General features: G+C 64.5%; 12 protein-coding genes. 2 read left to right on the top strand and 10 right to left on the bottom strand.

Annotation, left to right across the window (positions count from 1 at the left end):
- Positions 1-102: 102 nt before the first annotated feature.
- The 3 genes from rplL to C795_RS0107115 form a co-directional block, all read right to left on the bottom strand.
- A complete protein-coding gene (gene rplL / locus C795_RS0107125; protein WP_017793067.1) occupies positions 103-480 on the bottom strand; it encodes a 50S ribosomal protein L7/L12 in 378 nt (125 codons plus the stop codon).
- Positions 481-560: 80 nt separating this feature from the next.
- Positions 561-1070 carry a 50S ribosomal protein L10 gene (rplJ, locus tag C795_RS0107120; protein ID WP_017793066.1) on the bottom strand — a complete coding sequence of 170 codons (510 nt, stop codon included), beginning with the start codon at positions 1068-1070 and terminating at the stop codon, positions 561-563.
- Between the two features lie 273 nt (positions 1071-1343).
- Entirely contained in the window at positions 1344-2066 is a 723-nt protein-coding gene (locus tag C795_RS0107115; protein ID WP_026139512.1) for a response regulator transcription factor, read from the bottom strand.
- 185 nt (positions 2067-2251) lie between these two features.
- Between C795_RS0107115 and C795_RS0107110 the strand changes: the two genes are divergently transcribed.
- The gene (locus tag C795_RS0107110) at positions 2252-2773 is read left to right on the top strand and encodes a YqaJ viral recombinase family protein (RefSeq protein ID WP_083879164.1); all 522 of its coding nucleotides are present in this window, start codon (positions 2252-2254) and stop codon (positions 2771-2773) included.
- A gap of 154 nt (positions 2774-2927) precedes the next feature.
- Here the strand turns inward: C795_RS0107110 and C795_RS15455 are convergent, their stop codons facing one another.
- The 7 genes from C795_RS15455 to C795_RS0107070 all read right to left on the bottom strand — a co-directional run bounded on the left by C795_RS15455 (position 2928) and on the right by C795_RS0107070 (position 12299).
- Positions 2928-3503: a PH domain-containing protein gene (locus C795_RS15455; protein ID WP_051053773.1), complete on the bottom strand. Its 576-nt coding sequence runs from the start codon at positions 3501-3503 to the stop codon at positions 2928-2930.
- A 5-nt stretch (positions 3504-3508) separates the two neighbouring features.
- Complete coding sequence (locus C795_RS0107095) at positions 3509-5071, bottom strand: SPFH domain-containing protein (RefSeq protein ID WP_017793061.1); 1563 nt, start codon at positions 5069-5071, stop codon at positions 3509-3511.
- A 75-nt stretch (positions 5072-5146) separates the two neighbouring features.
- Positions 5147-5761, bottom strand: coding sequence for a hypothetical protein (locus C795_RS15450; RefSeq protein ID WP_017793060.1), 615 nt, complete (start codon positions 5759-5761; stop codon positions 5147-5149).
- Between the two features lie 111 nt (positions 5762-5872).
- Positions 5873-8365, bottom strand: a complete 2493-nt coding sequence (locus C795_RS0107085; protein ID WP_083879158.1) for an ABC transporter ATP-binding protein/permease — start codon at positions 8363-8365, stop codon at positions 5873-5875.
- The gene (locus C795_RS0107080; RefSeq protein ID WP_017793058.1) at positions 8362-9381 is read right to left on the bottom strand and encodes an ABC transporter permease; all 1020 of its coding nucleotides are present in this window, start codon (positions 9379-9381) and stop codon (positions 8362-8364) included. Before C795_RS0107080 ends, C795_RS0107085 begins: the two co-directional genes overlap by 4 nt.
- Positions 9382-9495: 114 nt before the next feature.
- On the bottom strand, positions 9496-11061 hold the full coding sequence (locus tag C795_RS0107075) for an ABC transporter substrate-binding protein (RefSeq protein WP_017793057.1): 1566 nt from the start codon (positions 11059-11061) through the stop codon (positions 9496-9498).
- Positions 11058-12299, bottom strand: a complete 1242-nt coding sequence (locus tag C795_RS0107070; RefSeq protein ID WP_017793056.1) for an amidohydrolase family protein — start codon at positions 12297-12299, stop codon at positions 11058-11060. Before C795_RS0107070 ends, C795_RS0107075 begins: the two co-directional genes overlap by 4 nt.
- Before the next feature lie 131 nt (positions 12300-12430).
- Between C795_RS0107070 and C795_RS15445 the strand changes: the two genes are divergently transcribed.
- Positions 12431-12682: DUF2568 domain-containing protein (locus C795_RS15445; RefSeq protein ID WP_017793055.1), on the top strand; the 252-nt coding region annotated here is incomplete at its 3' end.

The following is a 12682-nucleotide window of genomic DNA, read 5'->3' as shown; positions in this document are numbered from 1 at the left end:
AAAACAATACCAGCTTGCGGCCTGTTGCGCTATCCCCCGCAAAAACGCGAAAGGGCGGGCCACCCGAAGGTGACCCGCCCCAATTCGCAGAAGCGAAAAAACTTACGCGAGCTTGACGCCTGCGCCTGCCTCTTCGAGCTTCTTCTTTGCCTCTTCGGCTGCATCCTTCGAAGCGCCCTCGAGGACGTTCTTGGGTGCTTCCTCAACGAGAGCCTTTGCCTCGCCGAGGCCCAGGCCGGTGATCTCGCGAACAACCTTGATGACCTGGATCTTCTTGTCGCCAACGGTGTCGAGGACAACGTCGAACTCGGTCTTCTCTTCAGCAGCCTCAGCAGCCGGAGCAGCAGCAGCTGCAACAGCAACGGGAGCAGCAGCCGAAACGTCGAAGGTCTCCTCGAAGGCCTTAACGAACTCGGAGAGCTCGATGAGGGTGAGCTCCTTGAACTGTGCGAGCAACTCTTCAGTCGAAAGCTTAGCCATTGTGTTTCTCCTTGATGTTTGCTCGGGCGCTTACGCACCACGAGCGGGTTTTTGTGTACCGATCGGCAAGAGCCGAGTCTTTACGCGTCCTGCTTCTCCTGCAGCGCGCCGAAGCCGCGAGCGGCCTTTGCGGGCAGTGCAGCGAAGAGCTGTGCAGCTCCGACAAGAGCAGCCTGCATGACGCCAGCGGCCTTAGCCAACAGCACCTCGCGGCTCTCAAGATCGGCAAGCTTGCCTACCTCAGCAGCGGTCAGGGCGTTGCCATCGAAGTAGCCCGCCTTCACCACCAGAAGAGGGTTTGCCTTGGCGAAGTCACGCATTGCCTTTGCAACCGCAACGGTGTCACCATGCACGAAGGCGAGAGCCGAAGGACCGGCGAGCTCGTCATCAAATGCGGTGACTCCGGCGTTGTTAGCCGCAATCTTGGTTAGCGTGTTCTTCGCCACGGCGTACGTCGCGTGCTCACGGATGTTGGTGCGGAGTTCCCGCATCTGTGCAACCGTGAGACCGCGGTACTCAGTCAGCAGAACGGCGTTCGACTCTTCAAACTTGCGCTGAAGATCGGAAACCGTAGCGTCCTTTGTAGCCATGGCGCTCCCTAGCTTGTCGTACCCGATCGGCGGATGCCATCGGGGGCCGTGCCGCACGAAGCAATTTTGTCGCGGTTACCCAAAAACAAAAAAGCTCCGGCGCGCACGCACGGAGCTTCATTCTGCTCGGAACCTTTCGATCCCTGACTCAAGGAGTCTCGCACCTGCGCTGGTCTTCACTTGCGTGAACGTTCTGAGAACCTTGCGATTCTTACCGGCGGTCTATGGCCAGAGACAACTATAGCACGACTTTCACCGTGTTGACAATGGATGTTACGCGGCGGGCTTCAGCATGTACCCGGCACCGCGCACGGTATGCAGCATCGGCTCACGACCGGCATCAATCTTCTTGCGCAGGTACGAAATGTACAGCTCGACAACGGTCGACTTGCCCGTAAAGTCGTACGCCCACACGCGATCCAAGATCTGAGCCTTGGAGAGTACGCGGCCAGGGTTGCGCATCAAATAGCGCAGCAGCTCAAACTCGGTGTTCGTCACAACGATGGGCTCGCCAGCGCGGCTCACGTCATAGCTGTCTTCGTTCAAGGTGAGATCGCCTACACGCAGCACCGGATCAGGGCGTTCGGCGAGCACAATCTGTGAACGGCGCACGAGCCCACGCAGACGCGCAATGAGCTCTTCAAGGCTGAATGGCTTAACGACGTAATCGTCGCCGCCCGCGGTGAGGCCGTTGACGCGGTCTTCGACCGAGTCGAGTGCGGTCAGAAACAGCACCGGGCACATGTCACCGTCGGAGCGAATCCGGGACAGCAGCTGCATCCCGTCGAAATCTGGGAGCATGATGTCCAGTACGGCGACGTCGGGTTCAAACGAGCGCATCTTTTCGAGCGCTTCTTGCCCGGTGGAGGCTGTCTGTACCTCCCACCCTTCATAGCGGAGGGCCATGGAAACCAGTTGGGTGATCGATTCTTCGTCATCAACCACCAGGGCGCGAACTTTCCCTCCATCGATGCGTGTCAGTGTATTGGAATTCATCCTTACAGAATCCTCCTATCGACTGTGGATGAGCTGAACTCCTATACATTCTCCAAAAGTGTCACTGGCCATGTTTTCGGGTTGCCCGCCTCCAAGCCAGCTCGTGCGAGACTTGAGGGGTGTTTCACAATGCCCCAGCACTCAGCCATCGAATTGTCACCGACGGCACCGATCACAATGCGTGGATGCATGCTCGCTCTCGCGGAATCACTGCGACCGACGTAGCCAAGCTCTCGACCCCCCGGTCGATTGAGACAGCAGCCCAGGCGAAGCTCTTTGGCACCAATTTTTCGGGCAACGCCTTCACCGATCATGGCCGGGCGAGGGAGCCCGAAATTGCGGCCTGGGTGCGACAGGGCTACGGCATTCAACCGAGCCAGGCACTGTTTCATGCGGAGCTCGATCTGAGACATCTCGCGACGCCCGACGGAGTGGTGCAGCGCGAGGACGGCACCATTGAGCTCGCGGAGATCAAGACCACCAACAAGGAGTGGCGCACGATCCCGCGCAATTACCTGCGCCAGGTGTGGTGGCAACAGTATGTGCTGGGTGCCGAGCGCACCCTCATGGTGTGGGAACGCCACGAAAATTTCGTGCCAGTAGGCGACCCCGAGTGCCGCTGGGTGGATCGCGACGAACACGAAATTGAGCGGCTCGTCAAGATGGCCGGGCAGCTCATCGACGTGCTCATCCAGCGCACCACATAGACGTGGCGACCGTGGCCGAACAGATGTCTGTCGTTACGTAGTCACATAGCGAGCATCAACACGAGACCATTGAGGAAGACACACGTCAGGTCCTTATTGACGCCTTCACCATTCGCAAGCGTGTCCGTCGCCTCGATATCCTTCAATGCTTGGTTTATGATCCCAAATCCTGTGGCGTAGGTGAGAAAAAGCCCTGTGACCGGGTTGCATGCGCATAGTTGCGCTCCATGAGATCGTGCAGTGCTTCGGCGACAACTTCGGCTCCTGGCACGTCGTGCAGGGTCACGTCCTCTGCACCGAACATAAGTGCTATGTCGCTCGCACCCCAGAGCCGCTGCAACAGTTTGCGTCGCATGCGCACTTCGCGCACCCGGCTCAGCTGCACTTCTGATCGGTGCCGCACAAACAGCCCTCGACGCACAATTACGCGACGAGAGGTGATGACGGTGCGCTGCGTCAGCCACGAGAGCAGCGGCAGCAGCCCGACGACCGCCGCCAAGACGAGCGCGCCTACCCCAGCAAGCACGTTCATCCAGTCAGCAGGGAGCGCACCCACCCAGAACCCGGCCGCGGCGGCAACCGCGCAAGACGCGAAGATGGGCAGTAGCAACCGGCGCGCGTGAGGGCGAATGCGCAGCACAATCACCTCGGGTTCAGACAGCTGCGCCGGCGGAGGGCCGAGTACCGACTCGACCTCCGCCGTCACCGAAAGGTGTCTGCGCTGTGCCATACCCCTTATTCTGCTTGATCGGCGCTGGGTGTCTCCGCAGCACGCGACTCAGCAGCGGGCGAAGCAGCGGGCGAAGCCACCGATCCGGCACCGAAGCCAGCAGGCTCATCAGCAGCTTCGGCGTGCGCCCCAGCAGCGGGCGTCGCGACGATGACCGCATCGCCACGTGATGCACGACCGGCTGCGGCACCAGCCGCAGCGCCGCCCGCCACGCCGTTGAGCATGCCGACGAGGTCGATGCCGACCGTGTCCTTGGCCATCTCGAGCAGGCCCTTGATGTTGCCCATCGCATCGCCGGCGACCTTTGAGGCGCCGTCGGCCGACACGACGGTCATGTTGTCGATCGAGCCGATCGCACGTGCGTACTCGGATGCGATCGAGGGCAGCAGGTGGATGAGCTCCTGCGCGAGCACAGCCTGCGACTGGGTCTCGAGTGCGCGGGCGCGGGCGTCAATGGCGGCGGCCTCGGCAGTACCGCGTGCCTCGAGCGCCGCGGCCTCAGCCCGGCCCTCGGCCTCGAGCGCCTCAGAAGCGGCGATACGGGCGGCGCGGTTGGCGAGACCCTCGCGCTCGATGGCCTGCGCGCGACCGTCGGCGGTCGAAACTGCTGCGGCTGCGTCTGCCTTGGCGAGCGCCTCTACCTTGTAAGCCTCGGCCTCGGCGACCGCGCGCACGTCAGCGTTCAGCTGCTGTGTCTTGAGCGCGACCTCTTTCTGGGCGGTCATCTGCTGCTGCTCAACAATGGCCTGCTGTTGGATGGCCTGCTCGAGCGGCTCGGCGGCCAACGCCTGCGCGTTAGCCTTGTCGGTCTCGACCTGAATCTCGGCCTGGCGCAGCTTGAGCTCGCGGTTGCGGTCGAGCAGCACGCGCTCGGCGGCGATCTTCGCTTCCTGTGACGCCTGGTAGGCGTTTGTCTCGGCGATGTCTGCCTGCTGACGCACCTTCGCAGCCTCGGGACGACCGATGTTGGTGATGTAGTCGGCGCCATCGCGGATCTCCTGGATCTGCAGCGTGTCAACGACGAGGCCCTGCTTGGTGAGCGCCTCTTCTGCCGCCTCAAGCACGCTCTGCGCAACGACGGCGCGGTCGCGAATGATCTGGAGAACCGTCAGACCACCGATGATCGAACGCAGCGAGCCCGAGAGCACCTCTTGCGTCGACTCGTCAATCTCGTCTGAGTTCGAGAGGAATCGCTGGGCCGCGGCCCGGATCATCTCCTGAGACCCTCCGACCTTCACGACCGCAACGGCCTGCGCCTGCATCGTGATGCCGTCGGTGGTCTGCGCCTCGGTGGTAATCGAGAGCCGGCGCGAACGCAGCGAGATCGAGAACGACTTCTGCACAAACGGCACCACGAAGACGCCGCCGCCGGTCACGACCTTTTGGCCCGAGAGGTCGCGGCTGCGGTTACCTGCGGCGTCGACAACTTCCTTGCCCTTGCCACCGGTAACGATGATCGCCTCATCAGGCTTCGCGATGCGGTAGCGCTTGATGATGACCAGTGCAACGAGCACGAGCGCGATCACCGCGCCAAAAATACCGACTATCGCCGGGCTTGCGAGAAACAATAGATGCTCCGTTTCAATGTGTGCTGTCGTGGAAAAAGATTGGGGGTTCGGGGGTCCTACAAGTGATGCGCGAGGTCACACGCCGTCTGGGGTGCCGGGTTCACCGGAGGAAGGCTTCGGATCGCCTGCCGTTCCGAGCCCGCCCCGGTCGGCATGTTCGGGCTCGACCCGCACCGACGTCGACGTAATGACCTGCACAATGCGCACGGAGGCGCCTCGTGCAATGGCAAAGTCAGCCGACGCCGCGAGCGAGACACGTTCACCGTGACGGGTGAGCGCAACCTCGCCAAGTCCTGTCGCCGGGATCGCCAGCACCACTGCGGCGATAGCCCCGACCAGCTCATCGCCGCTCACGGCGGTGGTCGACTCAGCACCCCGAATGAGCCGCGAAAGCCACCAGGCAGCGGCGCCGCCCACGACACCGGCCAGTGCACCAAGGAGCGCAGCAATCGGCGTGGCAACGCCCGCACCGACGCTCGCGAAGGCGGTGAAGCCGAAGATCGCGGTGAAGGCGGCAATCGAGGTCAGGCTGAGTGGGCCGTCACCGAAGTCGAGGGCATCGAACACGCCATCGAGCAGTAGGGAAATCAGCAGCAGCACCGCGCCGACGACGCCGATGATCAAGAAAATGCCACCAGCAAACATCGAGCCGTCGGTGAGACGCTCGATCCAATTCATTATGCCGTCCATGGAATCTCCTAGCGAGGTGTCGCTACAGCGTATCAATGCGTGGCCACGCAGCGCAGGCCAATTGCTGCCGCACCTACCCGGGAGCGGGTGAGATGGTGCGAGCGAGCACGGTTAGCGTTCGAGCCGCGGCACCGCGTCCAGAAGCGCGCGACCGTACGCCGATCGCGGGTGGCTGAAGAACTCGGGGCCCGCCTGTTCTTCGACTCGGCCTCCGCGCATGACCAGCACGGTGTCGCACAGCTCGTGCACGACCGCGAGATCGTGAGACACGAAGATGAGGGTGAGCCTGAGCTCGGCGCGCAGTTCCTGCAGCAGCGCCACGATATCGGTCTGCACGGACACGTCGAGTGCGCTCGTCGGCTCGTCGGCGACGAGCACGCGCGGGTTCGTCGCAAGCGCCCGGGCGATGGCGACCCGCTGCCGCTGGCCACCCGAGAGTTCGTGGGGATAGCGGGAGGCGAGATCCGGATCGAGCCGCACGCGCGCGAGCGACGCGCGGACGCTGGTGGCTACCGTCTCACGGGCATCGCGCTGGGAGTACTCAGCAAGGCGCAACACCTCACCGAGGGCATCTCCGATGCGCATCCGCGGGTTCAATGCTGAAGCCGGGTCCTGTGGGACCAGCTGGATGTCGCGCAATAACTCGCGCGGGCGCTGGACCGGGAGCCGAACCCCGTCCAACAACAGATCACCGCCCGTGAGCGGGAGCTGGCCGACGAGCGCTCTGGCCAGGGTGGTCTTGCCCGAACCGGACTCCCCCACTATCCCGAGCGAGCCGCCGGGCGCGATCGCAAACTCGACACCTTCGACGGTGAGCGCACCCGTGCCGTAGGACAGGTCCAACCTGCGTGCCTCGAGCGCAGGAACCGGAACTGGAACGACACTGGCGTAGCTGCTGGGCACAGCTGAGGTGTCGGACGCGAGCGGAGGCAGTTGCGGCACCGCGTCGAGCAACATGCGAGTATATGCATCTTTGGGAATGTGCAGCACATCGTCAGTGCTGCCCTGTTCCACGAGCATCCCGCCACGCATGACGAGGATGCGCTCGCACATTGTGGAGACCACCGCTAGGTCGTGGCTAACGAACACGAGCGTGAGCCCGCGGGTGCGACGCAGGTCTCGCAGGAGTTCGAGAACCTCGCGTTGCACGGTCACATCGAGCGCGGTCGTGGGCTCGTCACACAGCAGCACGTCGGGGTTCGATGCGAGGGCCATCGCGATCACCACGCGCTGCCGTTGCCCACCCGAGAGCTCGTGTGGATAGGCCCGGGCGATCCGGTCACCCGGCAGCTGCACGAGTGCAAGAAGTTCGCGCACTCTGGCTGTGCGTTCGTGCTTCCGATCGCGACCAGTAGCCGATCCCTCGGAGCCTGCGGCAGCGGCGACCGCTTCGCCGAGTTGCGTGCCCACTCGGGTCAGTGGGTCGAGCGCGGTCAGCGGATCCTGGAACACCATGCCGACGCGTCCGCCGGTCTCGGCGGAGCCGTGCGAAACGTATACGCCTGCGGGCATTGACCCGAGCAGGGCGCGTAGTGTGAGGCTTTTGCCAGATCCCGACTCGCCCACGATGCCGAGCGCCTCGCCCGGCACGGCCGCGAACGAGATGCCGCGTACGAGACCGATCGATGAGCTGTTATCGCTCGGGCGGATCGTGAGGTCCGCCACTCGCAGCGCTCCCCGCGCGAGCGCGACCCCCGGTATCGCCGGGGCAGGAGATCTATTGACGACGCGGGAACCGCGTCCACCAGCCGCATCCCGGACGCGCAGCGCATCACCGAGACCGTCGGCCGTAAGCGACAGCCCAATTCCGGTCACCACCACGGCAAGCCCCGGCAGCGCCGCAAGCCACCACTTCGTCGTGACAAACGGCTGGGCTTCGGCGATCATCGTTCCCCAGTCCGGCGTGGGCGGCTGGATGCCGAGGCCCAGGTAGCCGAGGGTCACTATCGCGACCATGATGAGCAGCACTTCATTCATGAACAGCACCACGGCCTGCGGCAGCACGTTGGGTAGTACGTGGCGGGCCAGCACGTGCGCATGGGAGAGACCCGCGCCGCGCGCAGCGCGAACCCATTCCTCTTCGCGCATAGATGCCGTGAGCACCCGGATCACACGGGCGTAGCCCACCCAGCCAACGAGCGCGAAGGCGACGACAATGCCCGCTGGCCCGGCCCCCAATGCGAACGCAATCGCGATCACGATGACGTAGAACGGAAATGCGATGACCGTATCGACCACGCGCGAGATTACCCAATCGGTTTGGCGCCCGAAGTAGCCCGACACCAGGCCCGCAGTAACGCCGATCACGAACGGGATAATGGCTGCGGCAAACGCCAGCGAGAGGTCAGTGCGCGCCGCAAAGAGAACCCGGGAGAACACATCGCGGCCAAGCTGGTCGGTGCCGAACCAGTGCTCGGGTGAGGGCGGCAGGAGGCCACCGGTGAGATTCTGCGCGGTCGGAGAGTGCGGCGCGATCCAGGGGGCAGCAATCGCCGCGGCCACTATGATCGCAAGTAGCAACACACCAGAAACTAGGGTGCCGGATCGCCTCGCCCGACCCCAGAAAGTTTGGGCGCGAACGTTACGAGTAGGTTGTTCGGTCATGGCCGTCCCCTGCGCAGTCTCGGGTCAATCCAGACCGCGAGCGCATCGACCAGCAGCGTGATGAGCACCACGGCGATGGCGCAGTACAGCGCGATGCCCTGCACGACAGGAAAATCACGGCTCCCAATCGACTGAAACAGCAAGGTTCCCACCCCACCGATCCCGAATACCTTCTCGACCACCAGGGTGCCGCCGATCAGGTAGGCGACGTTGACCCCAAACAGGGCAAGCGTCGGCAATGCCGCACCCCGCAGAATGTGTCGGGTGAGAATCTTGCGTTCAGGGACGCCCGCGGCCCGCAGCGTCGTGACGAAGTCTGCGTCTACCACCTCGAGCAGCTGAGCCCGCAGCGACCGCACGAGCGGCGGCACCAGCGATATCGCGACCGCAAGGGCGGGGAGCACGAGGCTCCACAGGGTACCGATCGGCCCGGTCGCCACTCCCCCGACCGGAAACCAGCCCAGCTGCACCGCGAACACGATGATCAGCAGCAGCCCTATCCAGAACATCGGCATGCCCATGCCGACTGTGGGAATGATGCGCACGAGTTGGTCGGCGACGCCGCCCTTGTTGCGGGCCGCGGCAAGGGCGAGCGGTACCGTCATCGCCACGGCAAACAGCACGGCGAGCCCGACGATTCCGAGGCTGATGGGTGCCTTGTCGAGGATCACCTCGCGGGTCGAAACCCCGGTGATCAGGGAGTTGCCGGTGTCAAAGCGCGTCACGATGCCGATGACGAAGTTGCCGAACTGCTCAATGAGCGGCAGGTCGAGCCCCATCTCCGCGCGCAGCTTCTCGAGCTGTGCTGGCGTCGCACGGTCGCCAAGAATCATCGATGCCGGATCGCCCGGCACGAGCCGCAGAAGGAAGAATACTGCGACGACAACACCAGCCATGACCGGGACGATGTTCGCGAGAGTGCGCCCGGCGGCACGGCCGACCGTTGTGAGGGCGCGCACTGTGCGGGAGTCAGAGTTGCCGCCCCCAACGTGCCTCAAATCCCGCTGCTCACTCATCCCGTACAAACTACTACTTATCAAGCTTCCTAGTGAGGGGTGCGGCGGGGCACAGCCCCGAGAGTTTTCACGTGAACCCCCGCCGCGTCGGCTCTGCCTTATCCACCGCTACCGCTACTGCTGGATCCAAGCGTCCTGGAAACGCACCGAGCCGTTGGGCAGCAGACTGTAGCCCTGGACTGCGGCCGACGTGCCCTGCAGGTTCGCGGGGAACTGCAGCGGAATGAACGGCGCCTTCTCGGCCAGCAACTGCTGAATGTCGAAGTACACCTGCTCACGCTCGGGTCCGTCGGGGGTGACGCGCCCCTGCTCGACGAGTTTGTTCACCTCGGCGTCCGAGAAGCTCGTCCAGTACGACTTCGAGAACCCGGTGACATCCGTCTGGAACGAGATGATGCCGTTCGGATCGGGGGCGTCGGCCTGGCCGTTGTTGATCATGAAGTCGTAGTCGAGGTTGCCGTAGACACGCTCCTTGAAAACCGCGTAGTCGAGCGATTCGATCCCGACGGTGATGCCGATCTCACCGAGCTGCTCCTGCACGATCTGCGCGATCTGCCCGAACTCGGGCCGGTCGTTGCGAATCGCGAGCGTCGCCTTGAAGCCGTCGGCAAACCCCGACTTCGCGATCTCGGCCTTGGCCGCGTCGACGTCGTAGTCCAGCGCGAACCCTTCGTCCTGGGCCGAGTACTCGATCGCTGGCGGAACGAGCGCGTTCGCGGCCTCGGCTGTGCCGAAGCTCGTGGCCTGCGCGATGCCGTCCCGGTCGATGGCGTGCGCAATGGCCCGGCGCACGTGCTCATCGGCGAAGTGCTCGTTCAGGGTGTTGAAGAACACCTGGTCAGCCGACCAGCCAGGCGCCTCGATCAGCTGCAGTGCGGCATTGCTCGATACCTCGGCCGAGTTTGCCGCGGGCACCTGCTCGACCGCGTCAACCTGCCCGGCGACGAGCTGCTGCTGCAGCTGGGTGGGGTCGGCCACGAACTTGTAGACGAGCTCGTCGAGGTACGGCTTTCCGTCCTGCCAGTAGTGCTCGTTCTTCACGAACGACAGGTCACCGTTCGGGTCCCACGCGTCTACCACCCACGGTCCCGTGGCGACCGGGTTCTTGAAGAACTCCTCTTCGGTCGCGCCGCCGAAATCAGCGGGCAGCACACCGTTCGAGAATCCCGCCAGCTCGGCCAGGAACGGCGTGTAGGGCGAGTCCAGTGTGATCGTGACCTCTCGGTCGCCTGTCGCCTCGATCGCAGAGACCGGCGCCTCGATCGGTAGCGGCGAACCCTCCATGTTGAGGTGTCGCTCCAGTGAGAAGACGACGTCGGCGGGCGTCACATCGGTGCCGTCAGAGAACTTCAGTCCCTCGTGCAGCGTGAACACGTAGCTCAGCCCGTCGTCAGAGACCTCGTACTCGGCAAGCCATGGGATGATCTTGCCCGCCTCGTCAAAGCTCACGAGCGGCTCGAAGATCTTGTCGATCGCGAATGCGTTGTTGGCCGTGATCTGCTGGTGCAGGTCGAGGTCCGTCACTGAGGCCGCGCGCCCGAAGGTGAGCGTGCCACCCGCGACCGGCTCGCCGCTCCCGCCGCCCGTTTCAGCGGCCGGGGCCTGTGCGCAACCGGTGAACGCGAGGGCCGCGGCCAGCGCCACAACCGCGAGCCGCGGCGCGCGTGCTGAGATCTTCATGATGGGTTCCTTTCGAAGAATGCCGGCGCAACCACGCGCCCGGCAAGAATGACGGCCGCCACGGCACCGGGGGCAGAGAGCGCCCCGGGTTCGCGCGGATCCCGGTTGAGTAGCACGGCGTCGGCCGGGGCCCCTGGGGCGATGCGGCCCGCGAGGGCCGGGTTTTGATCCGGATCGACACTCGCCATGAGTGCGGCACCGCCGCGGGTGGCTGCCACCAGAGCTTCGGTCGGCGTCAGGCCCGACTCGACGATTGCGTCGAACTCAAGCCGCCCCGTGCCGTGTTGGGAGGGGGTGCCATAGTCGGTGCCGAGCGCGATGGCGAGCCCGGCGTCGCGGGCGATGCGCACCGCGTTCGGGTGCGCGTGCACGGCTTCTCGCACGCGGGGCTCGAAGCTCGCGGGCAGTTCGCCGCCCGCAATCATCGCCTGGACGAGAGTGTAGATCCGCAGCGTCGGCACATAGGTGAGCCCGGCCTTGGCCGCACGAGCCGCCTGATCGGCGGTGAGAAGGATGCCGTGCTCGAAGCTGATGGGAGCGGCCTCGCCACCCGACACAAATGCGTCTGCAACCTCGATGGCGTGGTCGATGGCCGTGCCACCCCACGCGTGCACCATCAGTCCGGCGCCAGCGCCGGCCGCGAGTTCGGCGGCGAGACGCACCTCGGCGGCCGTGAAGAGGGGCTCGAGCCCCGATCCCGCCGGCGATGCGACCCCCGCTGTCGCAACCAGCTTGACCCACTTCGCGCCGCGATCTAGCACCGCGGTGACGGCTCGCTCGAGTCCGCCCACACGCTCGACCGTGGCCCGGTCGATGAGCGCGACGGAGGCCTGGAGCCGTGGCCGCTCGACTTCTGCGATCCGGGCCATAGCCTCCAACGTGAGTCCGCCAGCGTCGCGGGCGCTCGTGAAGCCCGATGCGAGCGTGCGGTGCAGCCCCTGGGCGACGAGTTCGCGGGTACGCGTTGGCGTCAGTCGATCGCGGTCGTGCTCATTAAAGGCCTGCCACCCGGCGTGCAGGTGAGCGTCCACGAGGCCGGGGATGAGCCACAGCCCGGATCCGTCGAGCTCTGCTTCGTCGTTGCCGCCGTGCTGCGCGAGTGCGCGATCAGGCGCATGCGCACCCGGGGAAGCCAACGGATCTCGAAAGCGACCACCATCCCAGCCGACGCGGGTGGGGGCCGAGAATCCCGGCGCATCAGTCACCGTCGCGTCCTCCCAGACACGAACGTTGCGCACGCCAGAAACTGGCCCCTCATGGTTCATAACTTCACAATATCTCGGGCAAGGCACATGGACCACGCTGCTGCTGGTGCAGTGAACCACGTGAGCCAGGGTTCACCAAGAGGAGCCGGGTACACTTGACCTCTGTGACAAGCACCACAGAGCCCCAGGCCCCCCGTTCGACCGCCATCTTGCAGGTCGTGCGCGCACTGTTTCATCTCGCAACCGTCGCCATCATCACCGTGTGGGGCTTCGTTTCGTGGCCGCTGCCCTTCCCCGGCATCATTAGCGGCATCGGCTTCCTCGTACTCACTGTCGTGATCTGGGCGCTCTTCCTGTCCCCCAAGCCGATGCTGCGTACCGACCGATTCGGTCAGGCGCTCGTGGAGCTGCTGCTG

Origin of the sequence: Leucobacter salsicius M1-8, from assembly GCF_000350525.1 — a bacterium.
Taxonomy (GTDB): Bacteria; Actinomycetota; Actinomycetes; order Actinomycetales; family Microbacteriaceae; genus Leucobacter; species Leucobacter salsicius.
The sequence above is the reverse complement of the archived record's forward strand: the minus strand, read 5'-3'. Positions and strand labels throughout refer to the sequence as shown.